The organism is Pseudomonas flavescens (assembly GCF_013408425.1).
Taxonomy (GTDB): Bacteria; Pseudomonadota; Gammaproteobacteria; order Pseudomonadales; family Pseudomonadaceae; genus Aquipseudomonas; species Aquipseudomonas fulva_A.
Genome location: NZ_JACBYV010000001.1, coordinates 180063 through 204394, shown reverse-complemented (window position 1 = coordinate 204394; position 24332 = coordinate 180063). Strand labels below are relative to the sequence as shown.

Sequence of the window (24332 nt, the reverse complement as noted above, 5' to 3'; positions counted from 1 at the left end):
TAGATATTAGGAGACATCACATGTCCAATCGTCAGAATGGCACCGTTAAGTGGTTCAACGATGAGAAAGGCTACGGCTTCATCACTCCGCAATCCGGTGACGACCTGTTCGTACACTTCAAAGCTATCCAGAGCGATGGCTTCAAGAGCCTGAAAGAAGGCCAGCAAGTTTCCTTCGTGGCCACCCGTGGTCAGAAAGGCATGCAAGCTGAGGAAGTTCAGGTTATCTAACCTGCTCTTTCTATAAAAAACCCCGCTTCGGCGGGGTTTTTTTATGCCTGCGATTTACCTGCGCGCCCGCCAGGCGGGCGCGCAGCGGTTTTCAATCGTCAGCGATGACGATGGTCGGCATAACCTGCGCCGTCGCCGCACTCGAGGCGATACGCGCACCGACCTGACGGGCTACCTGCTGATAGAGCATGGCGATCTGGCTTTCCGGATCGGCGATGGTCGTCGGTTTGCCGCCGTCGGCCTGCATGCGAATGGCCATGGACAGTGGCATGGAGGCCAGCAGATCGACGCCGAACTGGGCAGCCAGCTTCTCGCCCCCCCCTTCACCGAATAGATGCTCGGCATGGCCGCAGCTGGAACAGATGTGCACGGCCATGTTCTCCACGACGCCCAGCACCGGAATGTTCACCTTGCGGAACATCTCGACGCCCTTGCGGGCGTCGAGCAGGGCCAGATCCTGCGGCGTGGTGACGATGACCGCCCCCGCCACCGGGACTTTCTGCGCCAGGGTCAGGTGGATATCTCCAGTGCCGGGCGGCATGTCGATGATCAGATAATCGAGGTCATCCCAGGCCGTCTGGGTGACCAACTGCAGCAACGCGCCAGAGACCATCGGCCCGCGCCACACCACCGGGGTGTTGTCGTCGGTGAGAAAAGCCATGGACATCACCTGCACGCCATGGGCTTCGAGCGGCACGAACCACTTCTGCTCACGGACCTGAGGCCGCGTGCCTTCGGCAATGCCGAACATGATGCCCTGGCTGGGCCCATAGATATCCGCATCGAGAATGCCCACCCGTGCGCCCTCGCGGGCCAATGCCAGGGCCAGGTTGGCAGCGGTGGTGGACTTGCCCACCCCACCCTTGCCGGACGCCACGGCGATGACGTTCTTGACGTTGGCCAGGGCCGGCACCTGAGCCTGCGCCTTGTGGGCGGCGATCACGCAGTTCACCGTTACGCTGGCGCTGCGTACACCTTCGATATTCTCGATGGCGAGTTGCAGCAACTGCGCCCAGCCCTGCTTGAACAGCGCAGCAGCGTAGCCCAGTTCGAGCTTCACGCTGACCTGGTCGCCCATGACGTCGATGGCGCGCACGCAACCGGCGCTGAGCGGATCCTGATCGAGATGGGGATCGGTGTACTGGCGCAACACGGCTTCGACCGCGGCGCGGATATCAGCGCTCATGCTTGGCTCCGGAGATGGCAGGAAAGACGCCTATCCTACCCGAGCTACAAGCCAGATGCAGACCGGAGACCCGCAGGCCCCCAGCCTGCGATGCTCATTGCACGGGCTGACTGGGCAGCGGCTTGAGATTCACCTCGACGCGACGGTTTTGCGCACGCCCATCGGCAGTGGCGTTGTCGGCGATCGGCTGGTCCGGGCCGGCACCGCGGCTGGACAGGCGGCTGCCGTCGATGCCCTGGGCGGTCAGGTAGCTGGTCACGCTCTGCGCACGACGCTGGGACAGCGCCATGTTGTGCTGACGTGAACCGGTGCTGTCGGTGTAACCGACGATCTCGATGCTGTTGTTCTGGAACTGCTGGAACGAGGTCGCCAGGTTGTTCAGCGGTGCATAGAAGCTGGGCGCGATATCCGCGGAGTCGGTGGCGAAGGTGATATTGCCGGGCATGATCAGCTTGATGTCATCCCCCTGACGCTGCACCTCGACACCAGTGCCCTCCATGCTGCGGCGCAGCTCGGCCTCCTGACGGTCGGCGTAGTAGCCGTAGCCGGCACCCGCAGCGCCGGCGAGCACGGCACCAATGGCCGCGCCCTTGCCGCGGTCATCGTGGCTGATTGCAGCGCCGACCGCCGCACCGGCAAGCGCCGCCAGGCCGCCGTAGGTGGCAGTACGGTGGCCACCGCCGCTGGCTGCGCCACCACCGGCGTTGTCGTAGGGGTTGTTCGAGGCACAGCCAACCAACAGAGCCAGAGCGGTGGCACAGGCGAGCGGACGTAAAACTGCAGGCATGGTTCATCTCCTTGCTGGGAGCGGAAGGTTCCCGTTGGAACCCGCTTACGCCTCTAAATTCAAGTCGATGTCAGCGCTATTTGCCCGCTGGCCGGAACGCGCCCGGTTACTTTATAGTGACCGACCTCCCTTCACCCGATGACAGCCTGACAATGTCCCAAGCTCGCCAGATTCTCGTTACCAGCGCCCTGCCCTACGCCAACGGTTCGATCCACCTTGGCCACATGCTCGAGTACATCCAGACCGACATGTGGGTGCGCTACCAGAAACTGCGCGGCAACCAGTGCATCTACGTCTGCGCGGACGATGCCCACGGCTCGGCCATCATGCTGCGTGCAGAAAAGGAAGGCATCACCGCCGAACAGCTGATCGACGGCGTCAAGGCCGAGCACAGCGGTGACTTCGCCGACTTCCTGGTGGAGTTCGACAACTTCCACTCCACCCACTCGCCGGAAAACCGCGAGCTGTCGGAGTCGATCTACAAGGCGCTGCGTGACAATGGCCACATTGCCACTCGCTCGGTGACCCAGTATTTCGACCCGGAAAAAGGCATGTTCCTGGCCGATCGCTTCATCAAGGGCACCTGCCCGAAATGCGCGACACCCGACCAGTACGGCGACAACTGCGAAAAATGCGGTGCCACCTACGAGCCCACCGAACTGAAAGACCCGCGTTCGGCTATTTCCGGTGCGGTGCCGGTGCTCAAGGACTCCAAGCATTTCTTCTTCAAGCTGCCGCAGTTCCAGGACATGCTGCAGAAATGGACGCGTAGCGGCACGCTGCAGGACTCGGTCGCCAACAAGCTCGCCGAATGGCTCGATGGCGGCCTGCACGAGTGGGACATCAGCCGTGATGCACCCTACTTCGGCTTCGAGATTCCCGACGAGCCGGGCAAGTATTTCTACGTCTGGCTGGATGCGCCGATCGGCTACATGGCCAGCTTCAAGAACCTCTGCGCACGTCGCCCGGAACTGGATTTCGACGCGTTCTGGAAGAAGGATTCCAGCGCCGAGGTGTATCACTTCATCGGCAAGGACATCGTCAACTTCCACGCCCTGTTCTGGCCTGCCATGCTCGAAGGTGCCGGCTACCGCAAACCGACCGCCATCAACGTGCACGGCTACCTGACCGTGAACGGACAGAAGATGTCCAAGTCGCGCGGCACCTTCATCAAGGCGCGCACCTATCTGGATCACCTCAACCCGGAATATCTGCGCTACTACTACGCGGCCAAGCTCGGGCGTGGCGTCGATGATCTCGACCTGAACCTCGAGGACTTCATCCAGAAGGTCAATTCGGACCTGGTCGGCAAGGTGGTCAACATCGCCAGCCGTTGCGCCGGCTTCATCCACAAGGGCAATGCCGGCGTGCTGGTAGCGGCCAACCCCGAACCTGAGCTGTGGAATGCTTTCCAGAGCGCCGCACCGAGCATCGCCGAAGCCTACGAGAGCCGCGACTTCGCTCGCGCCATGCGTGAAATCATGGCCCTGGCCGACCGGGCCAATGCCTGGATCGCCGACAAGGCGCCATGGTCGCTGGCCAAGCAGGAAGGCAAGGCCGACGAGGTGCAGGCGGTCTGTTCTTTGGGCGTCAACCTGTTCCGTCAACTGGTGATCTTCCTCAAGCCGGTGCTGCCGCATCTGGCGCGCGATGCCGAAGCCTTCCTCAACGTCGCACCGCTGGCCTGGGATGACCTGGCCACGCCGCTGGCCGATCATCAGTTGAATCCGTTCACCCCACTGCTCAGCCGCATCGAAGCGGCCAAGGTCGACGCCATGGTCGAAGCCTCCAAGGAAGACCTGGCCGCCGCCGCCCAGCAGGACGCTCCCCGAGGCAATGGCGAACTGACGAAGGATCCGCTGGCCGCCGAAATCGCCTTCGACGCCTTCGCGGCGGTCGACCTGCGTATCGCGCTGATCGAGAAGTGCGAGTTCGTGGAAGGTGCCGACAAGCTGCTGCGCCTCACCCTGGATATCGGTGACGAGAAGCGCAACGTGTTTTCCGGCATCAAGAGCGCTTATCCGGACCCAAGCAAGCTCGAAGGTCGCCTGACGCTGTACGTGGCCAACCTGGCCGCACGCAAGATGAAGTTCGGCGTGTCGGAAGGCATGGTGCTGGCTGCAGGCCCTGGCGGCGAAGAAATCTACTTGCTCAGCCCGGACAGCGGCGCCAAGCCGGGTCAGCGCGTCAAGTAAGCGCGTTAGTGGCCATAGGGTGGATGACGCGCTTTTCATCCACCGCTTTGACCGCGAGATTGTGGCTGGGTAAAGCCTCAGCTACGCGCCACGATCCACCTTATGTACTGAGTATCGGACATAGTGCATCCGAGAGGCATTGCCACGCAGAGCGTGAGCAACGATCGGACTGCGCCCCACCTCCGCCTTGATGCTGCCCTGGCAGGCGCGGAGCAACACCGTCAACAGCTCTCGAGGTACAAGGATGTTTCTCAATCGTCCCCCACTGCTCGCCCTCTTCGCCTCGCTGCTGTTGTTCGGCGGTTGCTCGCCGTCCGGCGACAGCCGCTCGCCCGATGGCGCGGCCCTATTGGGTGAAACCGCGCAGCCGGGCGCGTTCCTCGCATACGAGCACAGCGTGGGCATTCGCCTCCCCGTCGAGCAGGTCGAACCGCGCCTGGCGGCCGTGCGTGAAGCGTGCAGCAGCCAGCGCTTCGGCCAGTGCGACCTGCTGGCCATCGAGCAGAGCCAGGGCCACTACCAGGCAGCCAGCATTACCGTGCGCATCGCTCCGGCGGGCGTCGAGCCGCTGGTTGGCTTTGCCGGCGAAGGCGGCGAGCTGCAGAGCCGTCACACCCGGGCCGAGGACCTCGCCCAGGCCGTCAACGATACCGAGCAGCAACGCCAGCGCCTGGAACGCCAGCAGAAAACCCTGCTGCAGTATCAGGCCCGTGGAGACCTCAGCGTCAGCGACATGCTCGCCCTGGCCCGGGAACTGGCCGAGGTGGAGGTGCAGCTGGCGGGCGCGGCCCAGCAGTCTGCCCAGCAGCAGCGCCGTCTTACCACCAACCTGCTGACCCTGAGTTTCAGTACCGAGGGCGAACCGATCGGCCGCCTGGCACGTATTGGCGAAGCCGCTGGCGGTATGCTCGACAACGCCACCGAAGGCGCTACGGAAGCCCTCAAGCTGCTCGGCTACGGCATTCCCTTCGTGATCATCCTGTTCCCGCTGGCCCTGCTGGTCCGTTGGCTGTGGCGCAAGGCCAGCCGCGCCCGCAACAAGCCCTGAGTCAGCCCAGGCGACGCCGTGCTGCTGTACCGGGCGCGGCGCATGCCGGATAATGCACGGCCAACGTTTCAGCCAGACCAGCAACACCCATGATCGAATCTCGCGACCTTTCCTGCATGCGCTCCCACGGGCAGACCCCGTGCGAGCGACGCCGCGTGCCTCGACCATGAGCAACGCCCTGCGCATCGCGGCCATAGACGCCCTGCTACCGCAGACGCAATGCGGTAAATGCGGCCACCCGGGCTGCCAGCCTTATGCCGAGGGCATCGCTGCAGGCGAAGCGATCAACAAGTGTCCGCCAGGTGGCACCGCCACCATCCACGCACTGGCCAACCTGCTGCAGGTTCCGGAATTGCCACTGGCGCTACCGGCGACACCCGCGCAGATCGCGGTGATCCGCGAAGCCGAGTGCATCGGCTGCACCAAATGCATCCAGGCCTGCCCGGTGGATGCCATCGTCGGCGCCGCCAAGCTGATGCATACGGTGATCAGCGACGAATGCACGGGTTGCGAACTGTGCATCGCGCCCTGCCCGGTGGACTGCATCGACCTGATCACCCTGACTGCGCCGCAGGCGAGCATTCAGCGCGAACGTGCCGACCAGTTTCGTGCTCGCCATCAGGCACGCCTGGCCCGCCAGGCCCGCGACGATGCCCGCCGCCGCGCGGCACGCAGCACACCGGTCGCGCGCGCCCAGGCGGAAACTGCGGTTAGCCGTGCCACCAGCGATGACGATCAGGCCGCACGCCTCAAGCGTCTGAAAATCGAAGCGTCGATGGCCAAGGTCGCCTACGAGAAGATCCGCAAGCAGGTGGCCATGCACCCCGACTCACCGTTCACGGCGCAGCTCGATGCCCTGCAACATGCCAGCGAGCAAGCCGCAGCGGCACTCCAGGTCGCTCAGCACGCCGTGCCATCAGCGCTCACAGTCGCGGCAGCCAGCGACGATGGCGCGTTGAAACGGGCGAAGATCGATGCGGCGATGAGCCGTGCGCAGTTGCAGAAAGCACTCAAGGCCTTTGGCGAAGCGCCCGATGCCCACCAGCGACGACAGCTCGATACACTGCGCCAGGCAGCCGAGAAGGCACAACGGCAGTTGGACGAGCGACTGCCCACCCCCTCCGACAAGACATCCGATGCCGGGGAGCAGGCGCTGAAACAGGCCAAGATCGAAGTCGCCAACCGCCGCGCAGCGCTGCAGTCCGGCGAACGTCGAGGCGTCGATGACGCCCTGCTGAGTACCTTGCGGGCAGACTACGCCGCGGCGCAACAGGCGCTGCACGATGCCGAGCAGCGCTGTGGCAAACCCGCGCCCCAGCGCGTACTGGTCGACAAGGCCGGCGTGAGCGCCGAACTGCGCCAGCTGAAAACCGACCTGGCCTACGCCCGTGCCGACCTGAGCAGACTGCAACGCAGCGCTGACACCGAAAGCGACACCCTGAATGCAGCACTCGAACGCCTTGCCGTCGCCGAACGCCGGCTGCAAGCGCATATCAGCGCCACCTAGAGCGCGCCGACTACCGTGAACCGCCCTGACGATGAACGCCGCCAAACGCCTTGAAATCTTCCGCCGCCTGCACGAAGACAACCCGGAGCCGAAGACCGAGCTGGCCTACAGCACACCCTTCGAACTGCTGATCGCGGTGATTCTGTCCGCTCAGGCCACCGATGTCGGGGTCAACAAGGCCACCGCCAAACTCTATCCGGTGGCCAATACCCCGGAAGCGATTCTGGCCCTGGGCGTCGAAGGGCTCAGCGAATACATCAAGACCATCGGCCTGTACAACAGCAAGGCCAAAAACGTCATCGAGACCTGCCGCATGCTCGTCGAGCTGCACGGCAGCCAGGTTCCGCAATCCCGTGAAGCGCTGGAGGCGCTGCCAGGCGTCGGTCGCAAGACCGCCAACGTGGTGCTCAATACCGCTTTTCGGCAGTTGACCATGGCGGTGGACACGCACATTTTCCGGGTCAGCAATCGTACCGGCATCGCTCCAGGCAAGAATGTGGTGGAGGTGGAGAAGAAACTGCTGAAGTTCGTACCCAGGGATTTCCTCCTCGATGCCCACCACTGGTTGATCCTGCACGGACGCTACGTTTGCCAGGCGCGCAAGCCGCGCTGCGGCAGTTGCCGGATCGAGGACCTGTGCGAATACAAACTGAAAACCTCCGACGATTGAGGCTTCATACAGTTCTTGTATGAGTCGATTGAAAAAATCTTTTTTACTCGCTTCACGTTTGCCCTTATAAGGTCGGCAAATGGCCCCTGTAGCCGGGAGTGAAGCGCATGAGCAACGGCAAAGAAGACCTGGAACTGGAAGACGACTTCGTCAGTGACGAAACGGACAACAGCGAAGCGCCCGTGGAAGTGGCGAAAACCAACCTGACCAAGCGACGCATCATCGACAACTTTCTCGAGGAGCGACGCCTGCACAAGCAGTTGGCCGAATACGATTTCGATCTGTAAACCCGTATCGGAGCCGGATAAAAGATGCCCGTATCGATCGATACGGGCATTTTCGTTCAGCGCTCGTCCGGAGCGATGCGGCCTAGTTTCGACGATCAGAGCCCATCCAGATAGCGTTCCACGTCCAGAGCCGCCATGCAACCAGCCCCCGCCGAGGTAATGGCCTGCCGGTAAACGCTGTCCGCTACGTCACCGGCGGCGAATACCCCAGCGATGCTGGTGGCGGTGACATTGCCGTCACGGCCGCCATTGACCTGCAGATACCCCTCTCGGAGCGCCAACTGACCGTCGAAGAGTGCGGTGTTCGGCGTGTGCCCTATGGCCACGAACAGCCCGTCCACCTGCAAGTCCCGGGTGCCACCTTCGCGCTCGCGCAAGCGCACCCCGGTAACGCCCGACGCATCACCGAGCACCTCATCCACCTCGGCATTCAGTGCCAGCACGATGCGCCCCTCGGCAACCCGAGCCTGCAGTTTGTCCTGCAGGATCTTTTCCGCCCGGAAGCCGTCGCGCCGGTGAATCAGCGTCACCCGACTGGCGATATTGGCCAGGTACAACGCTTCCTCCACGGCCGTATTGCCACCGCCGACCACCGCGACCTCGCGATTGCGGTAGAAGAAACCGTCGCACGTGGCACAGGCGGATACGCCCTTGCCCATGAACGCCTGCTCGCTGGCCAGCCCCAGATAACGGGCGCTCGCTCCCGTAGCGATGATCAGTGCATCGCACGTGTAGGACACGCTGTCGCCAACCAGGGTGAAAGGTCGCGCAGCCAGATCAACCGCCTGGATATGGTCGTAGACGACTTCGGTCTCGAACCGCTCGGCGTGGATCCGCATGCGCTGCATCAGATCCGGACCGGTCAGGCCATGGGCATCGCCGGGCCAGTTGTCCACTTCCGTGGTAGTGGTCAGTTGGCCGCCGGCCTGCAACCCGGTGATCAGCAGTGGCCTGAGATTGGCACGGGCGGCATACACCGCCGCGCTGTAACCGGCAGGGCCGGACCCGAGAATGATCACACGCGCATGGCGCACACTGGACATCGCAAACTCCTCACGGCACATCTGCCGGGAAAGGGAGCCTTCGGCAACGGGCAGGAATCTGCCAGAAGTGGCTCCGCAAAGGGATGCGAGAAGACTACGGGCCACCTGGACAGGGACGGAAATGTCCTTTGCCAATCCCGCGCATAGCCGTGGCCTATGACGCCGGTGGTAACGCCGTCGCGCTTTCCCAGGGGCGGCAAAATGGGTAAGGTCGCGCGACGTTCATTTTCTGGAGACATTGTCATGCGCGCCCCCGTGCTGTCCGGCCCGCAATACCTCAGCGAGGGCCTGAAGCTGGTATTGAGCCCCGGCCTGCGACTGTTCGTGCTGCTGCCCCTGGCGATCAACCTGCTCCTGTTCAGCCTGATGATCGGCTTCGCCATTCAGCAGTTCAGCGGCTGGGTAGACGCCTTCATGCCGAGCCTGCCCAACTGGCTGAGCTTCCTGCAGTACATTCTCTGGCCGCTGTTCGTGGTTCTGGTGGTGCTGATGGTGTTCTTCACCTTCACCATGCTGGCCAATATCGTCGCGGCACCGTTCAATGGCTTTCTCGCCGAGAAGGTCGAGGTGGTGGTACGTGGCGAGGACAATTTCCCGCCGTTCAGTTGGGCCGAGCTGGTTGCCATGGTACCGCGCACCCTGGGCCGCGAGGCGCGCAAGCTGGCGTACTTCCTGCCCCGGGCGCTGGGCCTGCTGGTCCTCTCCTTCATCCCGGTGGTCAACCTGGTGGCCGCGCCGCTGTGGCTGCTGTTCGGCGTGTGGATGATGGCCATCCAGTACATCGATTACCCGGCGGACAACAACAAGGTGAGCTGGCAGGACATGCTCGCCTGGCTGCGTGAAAAACGCTGGCAGTCACTGGGTTTCGGTGGCATCACCTATGCCGCGCTGCTGATTCCCTTCGTCAATATCCTGATGATGCCCGCCGCCGTTGCAGGCGCGACCCTGTTCTGGGTGCGCGAGGGCGGCGTCAGCGATGGCGCGCGGGCTGTCACGAAAACGCCACACTGATGTCACAAACGCTACATGACAGCGGCCCAGACTGCTGTCATGAGCACTCCCCCGCTATTCATCGCCCTGGTCAGCGAAACCTTCAGCCCGGAAATCAATGGGGTGGCCAATACCCTCGGCCATCTGGTCACCGGGCTGCGCGCGCGCGGTCATCGCCTGCAACTGATCCGGCCCCGACAGGCCGCCGATGCAACCGCGATCAACGATGACGACCTGCTGCTCACCCGCGGCTGGCCGCTACCCGGCTACCGGGGCCTGCAATGGGGCCAGTCGGCACGTCACAAGCTGCTGCGCCTGTGGCGCAGGCAGCGCCCGGATGTGCTCTACATCGCCACCGAAGGGCCGCTGGGCCTGTCCGCCCTGAGAGCCGCTCGGCGCCTGCGCATCCCGGTGATCAGCGGCTTTCACACCAACTTTCAGCAATACACCGGGCATTACGGCATCACCTTGCTGACCCGGCTGCTGACCAACTACCTGCGCTGGTTTCACAACGCCTCACGCATGACCCTGGTGCCTAGCCTCAGCCAGCGCTGCGAACTGCAGCGTCGCGGTTTCGAGCGCCTGGAGCTGCTTGCCCGTGGCGTCGATGCCAACCTGTTCAACCCGGCCCGGCGCAGTGACGAATTACGCCGCAGCTGGGGCCTCGATGAGCAGGATATCGCCGTGCTGCACGTCGGCCGGCTGGCTGCGGAAAAGAATCTGGATCTGCTGGTGAGCACCTTCCAGGCCCTGCAGCGACAACGTGCAGGGCAGCGGCTCAAGCTGATCGTGGTGGGTGACGGCCCGCAGCGCGACAGCCTGCAGCGGCAACTGCCGGATGCGCTGTTCTGCGGCATACAGCGTGGCGAAACCCTGGCCGAGCACTACGCCAGCGGCGATCTGTTCCTGTTTCCCAGCCTCTCCGAGACGTTCGGCAATGTGTTGCTCGAGGCCATGGCAGCAGGGCTGGGGGTAGTCGCCTTCGATCAAGCGGCAGCCGCTCAACACGTCGAGCACGGCCACTCCGGCATGCTGGCCAGCGCCGATGACCAGCGTACCTTCATCGAAGCCGCCAATTGGTTGATCGAAGACAGGGAGAACCTGCGCCGGGTGCGTCTCAATGCGCGCCGGCACGCGGCCAGACAGAGCTGGGCATCGATCATCGAAGAGTTCGAAAACCACCTGCACGGCGCGATCCATGGCAACGACAGGCAAAGCGCTGCGCGTACCGCCGCGGTAGCGATCGAGACGAAGCGGGCGCATTAAGCCAGCCCAAGCTGGGGCCGCATACGAGACAGGCCGCCTGATCGGCGGCCTGTGTCATTCAGGCCAGCGCTTTCTCGATGGCCTGGATCAGGGCAGGATCATCCGGAGCGGTGCGCGGCGAGAAGCGCGCCAGCACGCGACCATCCTGGCCGACCAGAAACTTCTCGAAGTTCCAGGTGATGTCACCGGGAAACTCGGCGCCCTCGCCGGCCAGCAGTCGATACAGGGGATGGCGGCTACTGCCGTTGACTTCGAGCTTGCTGCTCAGCGGGAAGGTGACCCCGTAGTTCAGGCTGCAGAACTGCGCGATCGCCGACTCACTGTCCGGCTCCTGGCCCGCGAACTGATTGCACGGCACACCCAGTACACTGAAACCCTGGGCTGCATACGCCTGCTGCAAGCGCTCCAGCCCCGCATACTGCGGCGTAAGCCCGCACTTCGAGGCCACATTGACCACCAGCACGACTTTGCCCTTGAGCGGAGCCAAAGGCAGCTCCTGGCCATCCAGTGCGTGCAGTGTCAGGTCGTGAAAGGCGCTCATGGTGTGCTCCGGGTAACGCTAATACGGATGAAGAAGAGACGAAAAAGGCGCCGAAAAAGGCGCCTTTTCGTGACTGCAGCTTAGCAGTCAGGGGTGACCAGCGGCCAGCAGCGAAAGATCGACTGCCGACATACGGATCAGTGGTGGTGACCACCTTCGCCGTGCACGTGACCGTGGGCGACTTCTTCGGCGCTGGCATCACGCACGTCGACGACCTTGACCGCGAAGGTCAGGCGCTGGCCGGCCAGCGGGTGGTTGCCGTCGACGATCACGTCGTCGCCGTCCAGCTCACGGATGGTGACGATCTGCATGCCGCCGTCCGGGCCGGATGCGTGGAACTGCATGCCGACCTCCAGTTCGTCGACGCCTTCGAACATCGAGCGGTTCAGGGTGGCGACCAGCTCAGCGCTGTATTCGCCGTAGGCTTCTTCAGGCTCGACGGAGACATTGACTTCGTCACCGGCCTGCTTGCCGACCAGTGCCTTCTCGAGACCGACGATGATGTTGCCAGCGCCGTGCAGGTAAACCAGCGGCGCGCCGCCAGCGGAACTATCGATTACCTCACCGGCATCGTTGGTCAGGGTATAGTCGATGGAAACGGCCTTGTTGGCGGCGATCTGCATGGGGCGAACCTTTTGCTCGAGGAAAATGAACGTGAGATTGTAACCAAGGGACGATGCGAAAGCGACCCAACCCCAGACGGGCGGGCCGCATCGGGCATTACCCTGGTCGGTTTTGAGCAGGATCATGACGGTCACTGGGTGGCTGTCTTATCTTGTGGCCATACTCAACACCTGCGCCATCAGCCTCCCTGGCAAAATCGCGCCTGGGTGCTCGATGCCGTGCAACGGCGCACACGTATCGGCACGAACTTCACCTGTGGCTGGTGTGTCGCAGCGCTAGCCGAAACGCCTAAGGACTTCTGAATGCCCGCACGCAATATTCTGGTGATCAACTGCGGTAGCTCCTCCATCAAGTTCGCGCTGGTCGATCCCGACCAGACCCAGTTCGCCATCAGCGGCCTGGCCGAACGTCTCGGTAGCGCAGATGCCGTTCTGCACTGGCAGCGCGATGGCATCAAGCACAGTCAGGCGATTGCCGGTGACGATCACCGTGCAGCCCTCGCCCACCTGCTTGCGCGGGTGCAGGAAGCCACCGGCGGCCATCTGCATGGCATCGGCCACCGGGTGGTGCATGGTGGCGAACACTTCACCAGCGCCCAGCGCTTGGACGATGAAGTGATCGCGGCGATCCGTGCGGTGGCACCCCTGGCGCCACTGCACAACCCTGCGGGCCTGCTAGGCATCGAAGCCGCGCTGGCGCTGTACCCACAACTGCCTCAGGTCGCGGTGTTCGACACCGCCTTTCACCAGAGCCTGCCCGAGCATGCCTACCGCTACGCCGTGCCGGAACATCTGTACCGCGACCACGGCGTACGCCGCTACGGTTTCCACGGCACCAGCCACCGCTTCGTCAGCGCCCGCGCTGCCGAGCTGACCGGCCTGCCCATCGACGACAGCGCATGGCTGGTCGCCCACCTGGGCAATGGCTGTTCGACCTGCGCCGTGGTCAACGGCCAGAGCCGCGATACCAGCATGGGGCTGACCCCACTGGAGGGGCTGGTGATGGGCACCCGCAGCGGTGACGTTGACCCCAACCTGCACAGCCACCTCTCGCGCACCCTGGGCTGGAGCCTGGAGCAGATCGATCGCATGCTCAACCACGACAGCGGCCTGCTCGGTCTGTCCGGCCTCTCCAACGACATGCGCAGCCTCGAACAGGCCCGTGAAGAAGGGCATGCCGGCGCGACCCTGGCCATCGAGGTGTTCTGCTACCGGCTGGCCAAATCCCTGGCGGCCATGAGCTGCGCCCTGCCGCGTCTGGACGGGCTGATCTTCACCGGCGGCATCGGCGAAAACTCGCCACTGATCCGCAGCAAGACGGTCGCCCACCTGAGCCTGCTCGGCCTGAAACTGGACGCCACGGCCAACGCGCGCTGCCTGCGTGGCGTCAGCGGGCCTATCCATGCGCAAGACCATATTCGGGTGCTGGTGGTGCCCACCAACGAAGAGCGACAGATCGCCCTCGACACACTGGCGCTGCTCGACTGACACGGAGAACCCCATGCACACCTTCTTCATTTCCCCGACCGGCTTCGGGGTCGGCCTCACCTCCATCAGCCTGGGCCTGGTAGGCGCCCTTGAAAGGGCCGGTCTCAAGGTCGGTTTCTTCAAGCCGATCGCCCAGCCACACCAGGGCGACGCCGGTCCCGAGCGCTCCAGCGAACTGGTCGCTCGCACCCATGGCCTGCACTCGCCCAAGCCGCTGGCGCTCGCTCACGTCGAGCGCCGCCTGGGCGATGGCGACCTGGACGAGTTGCTCGAGGAAATCATCAGCCTCTATCAGGAGGCCGCCAAGGACAAGGACGTGGTGATCGTCGAAGGCATGGTGCCAACCCGCCAGGCCAGCTACGCGGCACGGGTCAACTTCCATCTGGCCAAGAGCCTGGATGCCGACGTGATTCTGGTCTCCGCCCCAGAGCAGGAAAGCCTCAGCGAGCTGTGCGACCGCGTGGAAATCCAGGCCCAGCAGTTCGGCGGGCCGAAAGACCCCAAAGTACTCGGGGTGATCCTCAACAAGATCCGCAGTGACGACGGTCTGGAAGCGTTCGCTGCACGCCTGCGCGAGCACTCCTCGCTGCTGCGTCATCCGGAATTCCGCCTGCTCGGCTGCATTCCCTGGCTCGACGAATTGAATGCACCGCGCACCCGCGATATCGCCGAACTGCTCGGCGCCCGTGTGCTGAACGCCGGTGACTACGAACAGCGCCGCATGCTGAAAATCGTGCTCTGCGCCCGCGCCGTGGCCAACACCGTACAGTTGCTCAAGCCCGGCACGCTGGTGGTGACGCCAGGCGATCGCGACGACATCATTCTCGCGGCCAGCCTGGCGGCCATGAACGGCATGCCACTGGCCGGCCTGTTGCTGTGCAGTGACTTCGCCCCTGACCCGCGCATCATGGAGCTATGCCGTGGCGCGCTGCAGAGCGGCCTGCCGGTGATGACCGTAAGTACCGGCTCCTACGATACCGCCACCAACCTCAACCGGCTGAACAAGGAAATTCCGGTCGACGACAAGGAGCGTGCCGAGAAGGTCGCCGACTTCGTAGCCAGCCACCTCGACCACGACTGGCTTGCCGCCCGCTGCGGCAGCCCCCGTGAACTGCGCCTGTCGCCCCCCGCGTTTCGCTACCAGCTGGTGCAACAGGCCAAGGCAGCCAACAAGCGCATCGTCCTGCCCGAAGGCGCCGAGCCGCGCACCGTGCAGGCCGCGGCCATCTGTCAGGCACGCGGCATCGCCCGCTGCGTGCTGCTGGCCAAACCCGAAGAAGTGCATGCAGTGGCGCAGGCTCAGGGCATCGAGCTGCCACCGGGCCTGGAGATTCTCGACCCGGATCTGATCCGCGAGCGTTATGTTGAGCCGATGGTCGAGCTGCGTAAGGGCAAGGGCCTCAACGCCCCCATGGCCAGCGCTCAGCTCGAAGACACCGTGGTGCTGGGTACCATGATGCTGGCCCTGGACGAGGTCGACGGCCTGGTGTCCGGCGCGGTGCACACAACGGCCAATACCATCCGCCCGGCGCTGCAGTTGATCAAGACCGCACCGGGCTACAACTTGGTGTCTTCGGTGTTCTTCATGCTGCTGCCTGATCAGGTTCTGGTCTACGGTGATTGCGCGGTCAATCCGGACCCCAACGCAGAACAACTGGCCGAAATCGCCCTGCAGAGCGCCAGTTCGGCACAGGCCTTCGGTATTCCACCGCGCGTGGCCATGCTCAGCTACTCCACCGGCGACTCCGGCAGCGGTGAGGAAGTGGAGAAGGTCCGCGAGGCGACCCGTCTGGCGCGCAAGGCCAACCCGGATCTGCTCCTCGATGGCCCCTTGCAGTACGACGCCGCCGCCATCGAAAGCGTGGGCCGGCAGAAGGCGCCCAACAGCCCGGTGGCCGGCCGCGCCACGGTGTTCATATTCCCGGACCTGAATACCGGCAACACCACTTACAAGGCCGTTCAACGCAGCGCCGACTGCATCAGCGTCGGCCCCATGCTGCAGGGCCTGCGCAAGCCGGTGAACGACCTGTCCCGCGGAGCGCTGGTCGACGATATCGTCTTCACCATCGCGCTCACCGCGATTCAGGCCGCCAACATGCGCCAGTGAGGCTCCGCCAGTTCGAGCGCAGCCAATGCGGTTCGCGCTCGGATCGGCTTGCAGTTCCATCACCAATCGTTAACCTGTGCGGCAATTGCCGCCGAGCCATGGCCGCGGCTCAACCTGCACGAGGTCCGCGCATCCATGCTGCATTTTCTGCCTGCCCCCCTGCTCGGTCTGCTGGGCAGTGTCCTGCTAGCCGTCAACACGCTGTTCTGGTGCTGGCCTTTGTTTGCCGTCACCCTGCTGCGCATCCTCCTGCCATTGGCTGTCGTACAGCGGGCCTGCGACCGGTCGATGGCCTTCATCCAGGAAGGCTGGATCAGCTGCAACAAGGTCTGGATGCAGGTGCTGGGCAACACCCGCTGGCACGTCGAGGGGGCACAGGGCTTCGACTATCAGCACTCCTACCTGGTGACCAGCAACCATCAGAGCTGGGTAGATATTCTGGTGCTGCAGTACCTGTTCAACAGACGAATCCGCCCGCTGAAGTTCTTCCTCAAGCAGGAGTTGATCTGGGTACCGGTAATCGGGCTGTGCTGGTGGGCGCTGGGTTTCCCGTTCATGAAGCGCTACTCCAAGGAATACCTGGCCAGGCACCCGGAGAAGAAAGGCAAGGACCTGCAGACCACCCGGCGTACCTGCACCAAATTCCGACACAACCCTGTCGGCATCTTCAACTTCGTCGAAGGCACGCGGCTGACGCCGGCCAAGCACCGAGAACAGCAGTCCCCCTACCGTTATCTGTTGAAGCCCAAGGCGGGTGGCCTGGCCTTCGTACTCGATGCCATGGGCGAGCAATTGCACGGCATCATCAACGTCACCCTGCATTATCCCAAGGGCAGCCCAGGATTCTGGGCGCTGCTGAGTGGCCAGCTGGAAGACGTGGTGGTACTCATCGAGCAGCTACCGATCCCCACGCACTTCATCGGTCGCGCCTATGATCAGGACGAAGCCTATCGCAAGGAATTCCAGCAATGGATCAACGCGCTCTGGCACGACAAGGACGTCCAGCTGGAACGGCTGCACCAGCAGCATCCCTGAGCCGTCAGCTCAGCGGCTGCAGCTCGGCACCGTAAAAGCAGAACTGCCGCCGCCCGCCGCGCTTGGCCGCGTACATCGCGGTATCGGCGGCGCGCAGCACCTCTTCGATGGTATTGCCATCGGCGGGCAGCAAGGCGATACCGATGCTGACGCCCAGACTGAACGACTCGCCCTGGAAACGCTGCTCACTGGATACCTGCTCGATCAGTTTCTCCGCCACTGACGCGGCATCGGCCGGACTGCCCAGGCTGTCGATGATCACCGTGAACTCGTCGCCCCCGATGCGCGCCAGATGGTCGTAGGGCCTCAGGCAGGTCTTGAGCTGCACACTGACCCAGCGCAGTACCTGATCGCCCATCTCGTGCCCCAGGGTGTCGTTGATGTGCTTGAAGCCATCCAGATCGAGGTAGAGCAACGCGGCCTTCTGACCGGTGCGCTCGTTGCGCGAGATCGCAGCCTGCAGCTCCTGAAGAAAACCGCGCCGGTTGAGTAATCCCGTCAGCGCATCCGTGATGGCCAGCGACTCGAGCTGTTGATGCAGGTCGCGAACCACCGACATGTCCAGCGCAAGCAGAATCATCGCGTTCTGCTCATCGGGCAGCGGCGAGCAAGACAGCGCTACCGGCACACGCTGTCCATCCCGGGTACGCAGGTTGGCATCGTGCAGACGCAGGTTCTCCCGACGCAGCCAATGCTGGTAGAAGCTCGACGCTTGCCAGCGTTCCTCGCGGGGCGTATCGATCCAGGTCAGCAGCTCGCTGCCGGCCAGCTCGGCGTCCTGACAACCGAGCATTCTGGCGATCGCCGGGTTAGCGAAGCGCACGCGCCCATCGTCGCCCACCACCATGATGCCTTCGGCGGTGTTGTCGAGAATCGAAGCATTGAAGGCGCGCTCGCGCTCCAGTTGCTGGCTGAGGCGCAACAGGCCGCTGCGATACTGCTCACGCTCGAGCAGCGCGCGCACCTTGTGCAGCAGGATCGCCGGCTGCACCGGCTTGGAAATGAAATCCACCGCACCGGCGCCGTAGCCCTGACTGAGGACGTCATCGGTCTGGATCATCCCGGAGATGAAGATGATCGGTGTGAAGCGCGTACGCGGATCATCGCGCATGCGTCGCGCCACCTCGAAACCGTCCATGCGTGGCATCTGCACATCGAGCAGCACCAGCCCCACCTGCCCCTGTGCCAGAAATTCCAGGGCCTTGGCGCCGGAGTCGAGGCAGTGCACCGGCCGGCCAATATCCTCCAGCAGCTCCTGCATGTCCTCCAGGTTGTCCCAGCGGTCATCGACGACGAGGATTCCCAGCGTCTTATCCTGATCCTGCACACCTACCTCCATGCCCATGACTGCGTCCCGCAGCGAGCTTCGACGCCTGACGGCATCGACAAGCTCGCGCCGGGTTCGACCATTCCTCTCACCAGTCTAGCCTTGCCCGGCCACATAGCCACGTGCCAGCCTGCAGAATCACAGGCATCAAAAAACCCCGCCGGGGCGGGGTTTCTGATGAGCCTTGGGTTCTTACAGCGGACGCAGATTGATCTCCACCCGGCGATTCTGCGCGCGGCCAGCTTCATTGGCATTGCTGGCGATAGGCTGGTTGGGGCCGGCTCCGTAAGAGGAGATGCGCGACGAGTCGACACCATTGGCCGACAGGTACGAGGCAACGCTCTGGGCACGGCGGGTAGACAGGTTCTGGTTGAGATCGGCAGAACCGGTGCTATCGGTATGACCGACGATATTCACGCCGTTCTTGTTGAATTCCTTGAAGGTCAGCACCAGCGAATTCAGCGTCGGGTAGAAGCTGCTGGAAATGTCCGCCGAGTTGCTGGCGAACGTGATATTGCCCGGCATGATCAGCGTCAGGTCGTTGCCGTTGCGCTGCACCTGAACGCCTGTGCCTTGCAACTGCTGACGCAGCTTGGCTTCCTGAGTATCGACGTAGTAACCGTAGCCACCGCCCGCCGCGCCACCGACGGCAGCTCCGATCAGCGCACCTTTCTTGCGATCCTTCTTGCTCGAGGTCGCGGCACCGACAGCAGCGCCTGCCAGGGCACCAACGCCGCCATAGATCCCAGCCTTGCCGGCCTGGCTTTCGCCGGTATAGGGGTTGGCCGTACAGCCGGAGAGAATGGCCAATACAGCGATAGCAGCCATCAGAGAGCGGCAGTTGTTCATGATGATTCCCTTGTGTCGTTGCGTGTAGATGTCAGGCTTGGCCCGCGGCTTCGAACCACGGAAAAGCGCCAAGTTCCTGACGCAGCCTAACAACTGCAAAGGGAAAAATCTGTAACGACTTGTTTTTCAAGCCCGCACGAAGGGGTTCTCGCGCATCTCGTCGCCCAGCCGGGTGTCCGCGCCATGGCCGGTGACCACGGTCGCCTCCTCGTCCAGGCGATACAATCGCTGCTTGATCGAGCGTTCGATGGTGGCATAGTCACCGCCCCACAGATCGGTCCGCCCGATGCCCCGGCGAAACAGCGTATCGCCGGCAATCAGCAACTTGGCCTCCGGAAACCAGAAGCTCATCGAACCCGGTGTATGACCCGGCGTATGCAGCGCCACGCCACAGCCGCAGGCGAGCGCCTCGTCATCGGCCAGCCACTGGTCAGGCGCAGGTACGGGCGTGTAGGGCACGCCGAACATCTGGCACTGCATCTCCAGGTTGTCCCAGAGAAACTGATCGTCCTTGTGCAGGTGCAGGGTTGCACCGGTCTTTTCTTTCATCTGTCCGGAGGCGAGAAAGTGATCGAGGTGCGCATGGGTATGGATGATGCTCACCACTTTCAGGCCCAGCACTTCCAGGCGCGCCATGATCAACTCCGGATTGCCGCCCGGATCGACGACTATGGCCTTGCCGGTCAAAGGATCACCGATGATCGTGCAGTTGCACTGCAACGGGCCGACGGGGAAGGTTTCGCGGATCAGGCTAGGTCGTGAAGCTTGCATGGGCGTTCCTGTAAAGCGGGTGGCGGGCCAAGGGCGGATTCTAGCCGTAAAGCGGGGCTTCACGCTTGCAGCCGGTGGTCAGGAATTCAGCAGCCCCAGCACCTGTGCTCGGGCCACGGCCTCGGTGCGGCGCTGCACGTTGAGCTTGCCATTGATATGGCGTGCGTGGGTTTTCACCGTGTGCAGGGAAATGAACAGCCGCTCGCTGATCTGCTGGTTGGAACACCCCTGCGCGATCAGTTGCAGTACCGCCAGCTCGCGAGTGCTCAGCCCTTCGCAACACGCGGTGGGCAGAACCACCGCAGCGGGCAACTGCTCCAGCAGCGACAGGCACAGCGGGCAGTTCGGGTACTCGCGCAGGCGCTCGCCAAGCCATTGCGGTTCCTGTTCCAGCAGTTGCCGAAACGGCAGCAGCGCACCACCTGCCAATGCCTGCACACAACCTCGCAGTTGCATGCGTGCCTCATGCTCGCGGCCGGCACGCCGCAACAGCAGGATCATCTGCACCCGTGCCGTCGTCCCTGGCAGGCTATCGATGCCGGTTTTCGCCAGCCCGGAAAAGAATCGCTCGGCCGCCTCTGCACGGCCCTGGGTGGTCGCCAGAACGCCTTGCAGCAAGGCGATGTGCAGGTGCAACTGAGGCTGGAACTCCGGCGCTGCCGCAGCCTGTTCTCCACCGTAGGTTTCGGCCAGGCGCTGCAGCCAGACCGCAGCCAGCTCGGTCTGGCCCTGAAGCAGCCAGAGTTCGCATTTGCTCAGGGTGATGATCGCCAGGTAATACACCGCCGGCACATCCCACATGTGCATCAGCCGCTCGGCCTCGGCCAGTTCGGCGAATGCTTCGGCGAAGCGGCCTTCTCGGCCGTCCAGCGCGGCCAGGCAGCAATGCCCGAGCAGCACGCCCAGGTCACGACAGGCACGCGCCTCGCTGACACCGGCGCGCAACTGCTCACGGGCATCCTGTGGCTGCAGGCGCACGGTCAGCAGATACCCGCCATAAAGCCGTAAACGTGCCCGGGTGGCGTACGCGTCCCCCGGCAAGCCGCGCAACCTGGCAAGGCCGATCTCGACTTCGCCAAGCGCCCGGGACACTTCGCCGCGGGCCTGCAGGCTGCGCGCCCGGTCGTGATGCACCAGGGCCTCGAACAATGGATTGCCGACCCGCTGCGCCAGCTCCAGGGCGTTGCGGTTGATCGCTCGAGCCTGCCAGATGTCGTTCTGACTAATGGCCAGATTGCCCAGCGTGGACAGGCACAGCAGCCGCTGCCCATAACGTTCCAGGGGCAGATCCTGCAAAGCCGCCTCGCAGTGACGTCGGGCCCTGTCACTGTCACCCCGCCCACGCGCGATGACCCCGCTGAGCGCCAGCCATTGCGCGATCAGGTTGCGCTGCTGTTCGGCATCTGGCGCTGGCAGAAAGCGCTGCAGTTGCCCGATCAGATCTTCGGCGGCATCCAGCTGGCAGGCCAGCACCAGTGCCCAGCCGTACAGGGCTATCAACCGTGGCGTACTGACCAGCAGGCTGTCCGGCAGGTTGGCTTTCCAGCGCAGCAAGGCGGCGAAGTCCTGCTCACCGAGCAGTTGTTCCTCGGAGAGGTTCTGAACCAGTTGTGCGGCAACGCCTGGCTGCCCGGCACGCAGGGCATGCTCGACCGCCTCGCCGATCAAACCCTGGGCAGCGAACCAGTTGCTGGCACGCAGATGTCGACCATTGGCCAGGGCCGGCTCAGAGCGGGCACGCAACAGATCGGAGAAAAGATGGTGATAACGAAACCAGCGGCCCTGGCTGTCGAGGGGCACCAGAAAGACCTGATGGGCCTGCAGGTGACGGAGAATTTCGCTGCTGTCCCGTGCATCGCGCAGGGCATCGCACAGCTCTGCACAGATACGTTCCTGGCCTGCCGTCTCGTAGAGAAATGCCTGTACCGCTTGTGGCTGGCGGCCGATCACCTCTTCGAGCAGATAGTCGCGAATCAACCCCTGAGCGCCCTGCAGACCTGCCTGCCCACGCACCGCCCCACCCTCTTCGGCCGCCAGTAGCCAGAGACGCAGACCGGCCACCCAGCCCTCGCTGCGCAGGCGCAATTCCGCCAGCTCGGCGGCAGTCAGCCTCACACCCCGCTCACGCAGCAGCGTCTCGACCTCTCGCTCGTCGAGACGCAAGTCCTGCTCCTGCAGTTCCAGCAGTTGCCGTGACAAACGAAGACGCGCGAGATGCCAGTCAGGGCGCTGACGGCTGGTGACCAGAAGTATCAACCCAGCAGGCAAGTGATTGAGCAGGAACTGCAGGCAACCGTCGAGTACCGCGCCCTGCGCCAAGTGGTAGTCGTCGAGGACGACGAGTAACGGCCTGGCGGTATCCAGGCGCTCACCCAGTTCGTCGAGCAGCTCGCCCAGCCAGGCTTCGAAGGCGAACGGTTGGTGACGTTGGCGCAGCTTGAGCACGCCGGCAGCCTCGCTCGCCAGGCCGGGATAACAGGATTGCAGCCCGGCCAGAAGCCGCTCCAGAAAGCGGCCAGGATCGCTGTCGCGGCTGGCCAACCCCAGCCACAGGCTCTGCCAGCCTGCCGGCAGGCCTTCGCAGAACTCGATGGCCAAGGAGCTCTTGCCGAAACCGGCAGGTGCGCCGATGAACAGCAGACGCCCGCCCAGGCCGTGCAGCAGCCGCTCACAGAGACGTGGCCGTTTTATGTAGCCCTGCGGCAGAGGTGGCCGAAAGAAATGCCCGCAGCCCTCGCCCGATACGACGATGGGAGCGGCACGCAGTGAAGGAGAAGGGTCGATCATCAGCAGAATCTTGAACGGCGCAGCGAAGTGGGCAGAGTGACTGGTGAGCCTAGTCGGTAACCCGGCGCTTTAGAAGCCTCCATAACCGCTCTGGATGATTCAGGATGCGTCCGGCATGCACAGGCTCGCAGGTCTCCCCCGAATACGATCGAGCGTTTCTACAGGCAAGAAAAAACCGGCCCTGAGGCCGGTTCTCTCTCCTCCATGCGCTGATCAGCGAACGCCGGACTGACGCAGGGCTGCCGGGGTGTAATCGCTTTCCTTGGCCGGATAGTCGAACTCGTAAGCACGCTTCTCTTCGTTCTTCAGACCCAGAGCGAGGTAACGACCGGACAGCAGGTCGTGGATGACTTCCACCGCGTACCAAGGTACCTGCTTGTCGTAGTAGTACTGCGCGTGGGCTTCGGCTACACGCCACAGGGTACCGCGACCGTCGTAGTGGTCGATGGCAGAGGCCTGCCAGGTATCCTCGTCGAGATAGAAGTCACGCTTGGCATAGATGTGACGCTCGCCCTGCTTGAGGGTAGCGGTCACGTGCCAGACGCGGTGCAGCTCATAACGGGTCAGATCCGGGTTCAAGTGCCCAGCCTTGACGATATCGCTGTACTTCAGTTTCGGCGAATCGATGCGGTAGCTGTTGTAGGGGATGTAGATTTCCTTCTTGCCCAGCAACTGCCAGTCATAGCGATCCGGCGAACCGTTGTACATGTCCAGGTTATCCGAGGTACGCAGGCCATCGGCTGCGGTACCCGGGCCATCGTAGGACACCTGCGGCGCACGACGCACGCGGCGCTGACCGGCGTTGTACAACCACGCCATGCGCGGCTCCTTCACCTGATCGATCGTCTCATGCACCAGCAGCACGTTGCCGGCCAGGCGCGAAGGCGCCGTTACCCGCTGCTTGAAGTAGAACAGGATATTGCTGGGTTTGCTGGTATCGACGTCCTTCATCATCCCGCGGAAGGCGAACTCCTCTTCCAGGCTGACCGGGCTGAACGAGCCATTGGCCTGCGGCGTCACCTGTACGACGTGGCGTCGAACGCTGGCGCCACGGTAGCGGGTGATGTGGTTCCAGATCGCTTCCAGACCGTCCTTGGGAATCGGGAAGGGGTTGGCCAGCTGGAAATTCTCCAGGCCTTCACCACCCTGAATCAGCTTGGTGTTGGTGGCATTGAGTTTGGCTGCCGCAATGATGTTATCCGGCAGATTCGCCGTACGGTGGGTTGGGAATACCGGCATCCGGTAGGTTTCCGGGTAACGCTTGAACATCGCGTACTGGCCCGGCGTGAGCTTGTCCTTGTACTGCTCGACGTTCTGCGCGGTGATGGTGAACAGCGGCTTCTCGTTGGGGAATGGATCGGCCAGGAAACCACCACCATCCACAGCCCCGGCATTGATCGGCAAACCACCGGTCCATGCTGGAATGCTGCCATCGGCATTGCCTGCTTTCTCCGCACCAATCGGCGTCAGGGTATTACCCAGCTTGGCGGCCTCATCCGAAGATACCGCCGCCATCACGCTGCAGGCCAGCAGCGACAAGGTCAGAGCGCCGGTCTGCAACAGTCTTTTCGTTGTGTTCATAAATGCATTTTCCT

At 63.3% G+C, this 24332-nt stretch carries 22 protein-coding genes; 12 read left to right on the top strand and 10 right to left on the bottom strand.

Going from position 1 to position 24332, the window contains the following annotated elements; translation table 11 throughout:
* The first annotated feature begins 20 nt into the window (after positions 1 to 20).
* Entirely contained in the window at positions 21 to 230 is a 210-nt protein-coding gene (locus FHR27_RS00880; RefSeq protein ID WP_042555234.1) for a cold-shock protein, read from the top strand.
* Positions 231 to 321: 91 nt separating this feature from the next.
* Here the strand turns inward: FHR27_RS00880 and apbC are convergent, their stop codons facing one another.
* Together apbC and FHR27_RS00870 are read right to left on the bottom strand one after the other, a co-directional pair.
* Complete coding sequence (gene apbC, locus FHR27_RS00875; protein ID WP_042555233.1) at positions 322 to 1416, bottom strand: iron-sulfur cluster carrier protein ApbC; 1095 nt, start codon at positions 1414 to 1416, stop codon at positions 322 to 324.
* A gap of 94 nt (positions 1417 to 1510) precedes the next feature.
* Positions 1511 to 2203, bottom strand: a complete 693-nt coding sequence (locus FHR27_RS00870; protein WP_179537537.1) for an OmpA family protein — start codon at positions 2201 to 2203, stop codon at positions 1511 to 1513.
* Positions 2204 to 2355: 152 nt separating this feature from the next.
* On the opposite strand from FHR27_RS00870, the gene metG reads away from it, so the two are divergent.
* The 5 genes from metG (at position 2356) to FHR27_RS00845 (ending at position 7910) form a co-directional block, all read left to right on the top strand.
* Positions 2356 to 4398 carry a methionine--tRNA ligase gene (gene metG, locus FHR27_RS00865; protein WP_179537536.1) on the top strand — a complete coding sequence of 681 codons (2043 nt, stop codon included), beginning with the start codon at positions 2356 to 2358 and terminating at the stop codon, positions 4396 to 4398.
* Positions 4399 to 4642: 244 nt separating this feature from the next.
* The gene (locus tag FHR27_RS00860) at positions 4643 to 5446 is read left to right on the top strand and encodes a DUF4349 domain-containing protein (RefSeq protein WP_179537535.1); all 804 of its coding nucleotides are present in this window, start codon (positions 4643 to 4645) and stop codon (positions 5444 to 5446) included.
* Positions 5447 to 5612: 166 nt separating this feature from the next.
* Positions 5613 to 6953 carry an RnfABCDGE type electron transport complex subunit B gene (locus FHR27_RS00855; RefSeq protein ID WP_042555355.1) on the top strand — a complete coding sequence of 447 codons (1341 nt, stop codon included), beginning with the start codon at positions 5613 to 5615 and terminating at the stop codon, positions 6951 to 6953.
* Between the two features lie 31 nt (positions 6954 to 6984).
* On the top strand, positions 6985 to 7623 hold the full coding sequence (gene nth, locus FHR27_RS00850; protein ID WP_042555229.1) for an endonuclease III: 639 nt from the start codon (positions 6985 to 6987) through the stop codon (positions 7621 to 7623).
* Positions 7624 to 7730: 107 nt separating this feature from the next.
* Positions 7731 to 7910: a PA3496 family putative envelope integrity protein gene (locus tag FHR27_RS00845; RefSeq protein WP_042555228.1), complete on the top strand. Its 180-nt coding sequence runs from the start codon at positions 7731 to 7733 to the stop codon at positions 7908 to 7910.
* Positions 7911 to 8005: 95 nt separating this feature from the next.
* Here FHR27_RS00845 and trxB read toward each other — a convergent pair whose 3' ends face one another.
* On the bottom strand, positions 8006 to 8953 hold the full coding sequence (gene trxB, locus FHR27_RS00840) for a thioredoxin-disulfide reductase (RefSeq protein ID WP_179537534.1): 948 nt from the start codon (positions 8951 to 8953) through the stop codon (positions 8006 to 8008).
* 243 nt (positions 8954 to 9196) lie between these two features.
* On the opposite strand from trxB, the gene cysZ reads away from it, so the two are divergent.
* Together cysZ and FHR27_RS00830 are read left to right on the top strand one after the other, a co-directional pair.
* Complete coding sequence (gene cysZ / locus FHR27_RS00835) at positions 9197 to 9964, top strand: sulfate transporter CysZ (protein ID WP_179537533.1); 768 nt, start codon at positions 9197 to 9199, stop codon at positions 9962 to 9964.
* 39 nt (positions 9965 to 10003) lie between these two features.
* Positions 10004 to 11209, top strand: coding sequence for a glycosyltransferase family 4 protein (locus FHR27_RS00830; protein ID WP_179537532.1), 1206 nt, complete (start codon positions 10004 to 10006; stop codon positions 11207 to 11209).
* Between the two features lie 58 nt (positions 11210 to 11267).
* On the opposite strand, the gene FHR27_RS00825 is transcribed toward FHR27_RS00830, so the two are convergent.
* Positions 11268 to 11750, bottom strand: a complete 483-nt coding sequence (locus FHR27_RS00825) for a glutathione peroxidase (protein ID WP_042555225.1) — start codon at positions 11748 to 11750, stop codon at positions 11268 to 11270.
* A 137-nt stretch (positions 11751 to 11887) separates the two neighbouring features.
* Entirely contained in the window at positions 11888 to 12373 is a 486-nt protein-coding gene (locus FHR27_RS00820) for an FKBP-type peptidyl-prolyl cis-trans isomerase (protein WP_042555353.1), read from the bottom strand.
* Between FHR27_RS00820 and FHR27_RS00815 the strand changes: the two genes are divergently transcribed.
* The 4 genes from FHR27_RS00815 to FHR27_RS00800 all read left to right on the top strand — a co-directional run bounded on the left by FHR27_RS00815 (position 12266) and on the right by FHR27_RS00800 (position 17003).
* Complete coding sequence (locus FHR27_RS00815) at positions 12266 to 12676, top strand: DUF3565 domain-containing protein (protein ID WP_373565110.1); 411 nt, start codon at positions 12266 to 12268, stop codon at positions 12674 to 12676. The genes FHR27_RS00820 and FHR27_RS00815 overlap by 108 nt on opposite strands.
* Positions 12677 to 13861 carry an acetate kinase gene (locus FHR27_RS00810; protein WP_042555224.1) on the top strand — a complete coding sequence of 395 codons (1185 nt, stop codon included), beginning with the start codon at positions 12677 to 12679 and terminating at the stop codon, positions 13859 to 13861. It abuts the gene before it with no gap.
* A gap of 13 nt (positions 13862 to 13874) precedes the next feature.
* Positions 13875 to 15968 (top strand): phosphate acetyltransferase, encoded by a 2094-nt coding sequence (gene pta / locus FHR27_RS00805; RefSeq protein WP_042555223.1) that lies wholly within the window; start codon positions 13875 to 13877, stop codon positions 15966 to 15968.
* 135 nt (positions 15969 to 16103) lie between these two features.
* On the top strand, positions 16104 to 17003 hold the full coding sequence (locus FHR27_RS00800) for an acyltransferase (protein ID WP_179537531.1): 900 nt from the start codon (positions 16104 to 16106) through the stop codon (positions 17001 to 17003).
* A gap of 4 nt (positions 17004 to 17007) precedes the next feature.
* Here the strand turns inward: FHR27_RS00800 and FHR27_RS00795 are convergent, their stop codons facing one another.
* From FHR27_RS00795 to FHR27_RS00775, 5 genes are all read right to left on the bottom strand, one after another.
* Complete coding sequence (locus FHR27_RS00795) at positions 17008 to 18330, bottom strand: diguanylate cyclase domain-containing protein (protein WP_264650089.1); 1323 nt, start codon at positions 18328 to 18330, stop codon at positions 17008 to 17010.
* A gap of 192 nt (positions 18331 to 18522) precedes the next feature.
* Positions 18523 to 19179, bottom strand: coding sequence for an OmpA family protein (locus FHR27_RS00790; protein WP_042555221.1), 657 nt, complete (start codon positions 19177 to 19179; stop codon positions 18523 to 18525).
* A 126-nt stretch (positions 19180 to 19305) separates the two neighbouring features.
* Positions 19306 to 19950: an MBL fold metallo-hydrolase gene (locus FHR27_RS00785; RefSeq protein ID WP_042555220.1), complete on the bottom strand. Its 645-nt coding sequence runs from the start codon at positions 19948 to 19950 to the stop codon at positions 19306 to 19308.
* A 78-nt stretch (positions 19951 to 20028) separates the two neighbouring features.
* A complete protein-coding gene (locus tag FHR27_RS00780) occupies positions 20029 to 22737 on the bottom strand; it encodes a LuxR C-terminal-related transcriptional regulator (RefSeq protein WP_179537529.1) in 2709 nt (902 codons plus the stop codon).
* 213 nt (positions 22738 to 22950) lie between these two features.
* Positions 22951 to 24318: a DUF1329 domain-containing protein gene (locus tag FHR27_RS00775; RefSeq protein WP_179537528.1), complete on the bottom strand. Its 1368-nt coding sequence runs from the start codon at positions 24316 to 24318 to the stop codon at positions 22951 to 22953.
* Positions 24319 to 24332 lie beyond the last annotated feature (14 nt).

Bases quoted from the DNA above. Each gene is read 5' to 3' on its own strand.
- FHR27_RS00775 (WP_179537528.1), bottom strand. From the start codon at position 24,318: ATGAACACAACGAAAAGACTGTTGCAGACCGGCGCTCTGACCTTGTCG.
- FHR27_RS00790 (WP_042555221.1), bottom strand. From the start codon at position 19,179: ATGAACAACTGCCGCTCTCTGATGGCTGCTATCGCTGTATTGGCCATT.
- FHR27_RS00825 (WP_042555225.1), bottom strand. From the start codon at position 11,750: ATGAGCGCCTTTCACGACCTGACACTGCACGCACTGGATGGCCAGGAG.
- FHR27_RS00830 (WP_179537532.1), top strand. From the start codon at position 10,004: ATGAGCACTCCCCCGCTATTCATCGCCCTGGTCAGCGAAACCTTCAGC.
- FHR27_RS00855 (WP_042555355.1), top strand. From the start codon at position 5,613: ATGAGCAACGCCCTGCGCATCGCGGCCATAGACGCCCTGCTACCGCAG.
- FHR27_RS00810 (WP_042555224.1), top strand. From the start codon at position 12,677: ATGCCCGCACGCAATATTCTGGTGATCAACTGCGGTAGCTCCTCCATC.
- FHR27_RS00870 (WP_179537537.1), bottom strand. From the start codon at position 2,203: ATGCCTGCAGTTTTACGTCCGCTCGCCTGTGCCACCGCTCTGGCTCTG.
- FHR27_RS00820 (WP_042555353.1), bottom strand. From the start codon at position 12,373: ATGCAGATCGCCGCCAACAAGGCCGTTTCCATCGACTATACCCTGACC.
- FHR27_RS00780 (WP_179537529.1), bottom strand. From the start codon at position 22,737: ATGATCGACCCTTCTCCTTCACTGCGTGCCGCTCCCATCGTCGTATCG.
- FHR27_RS00880 (WP_042555234.1), top strand. From the start codon at position 21: ATGTCCAATCGTCAGAATGGCACCGTTAAGTGGTTCAACGATGAGAAA.
- trxB (WP_179537534.1), bottom strand. From the start codon at position 8,953: ATGTCCAGTGTGCGCCATGCGCGTGTGATCATTCTCGGGTCCGGCCCT.
- FHR27_RS00860 (WP_179537535.1), top strand. From the start codon at position 4,643: ATGTTTCTCAATCGTCCCCCACTGCTCGCCCTCTTCGCCTCGCTGCTG.
- FHR27_RS00800 (WP_179537531.1), top strand. From the start codon at position 16,104: ATGCTGCATTTTCTGCCTGCCCCCCTGCTCGGTCTGCTGGGCAGTGTC.
- pta (WP_042555223.1), top strand. From the start codon at position 13,875: ATGCACACCTTCTTCATTTCCCCGACCGGCTTCGGGGTCGGCCTCACC.
- FHR27_RS00845 (WP_042555228.1), top strand. From the start codon at position 7,731: ATGAGCAACGGCAAAGAAGACCTGGAACTGGAAGACGACTTCGTCAGT.
- nth (WP_042555229.1), top strand. From the start codon at position 6,985: ATGAACGCCGCCAAACGCCTTGAAATCTTCCGCCGCCTGCACGAAGAC.
- cysZ (WP_179537533.1), top strand. From the start codon at position 9,197: ATGCGCGCCCCCGTGCTGTCCGGCCCGCAATACCTCAGCGAGGGCCTG.
- apbC (WP_042555233.1), bottom strand. From the start codon at position 1,416: ATGAGCGCTGATATCCGCGCCGCGGTCGAAGCCGTGTTGCGCCAGTAC.
- FHR27_RS00785 (WP_042555220.1), bottom strand. From the start codon at position 19,950: ATGCAAGCTTCACGACCTAGCCTGATCCGCGAAACCTTCCCCGTCGGC.
- metG (WP_179537536.1), top strand. From the start codon at position 2,356: ATGTCCCAAGCTCGCCAGATTCTCGTTACCAGCGCCCTGCCCTACGCC.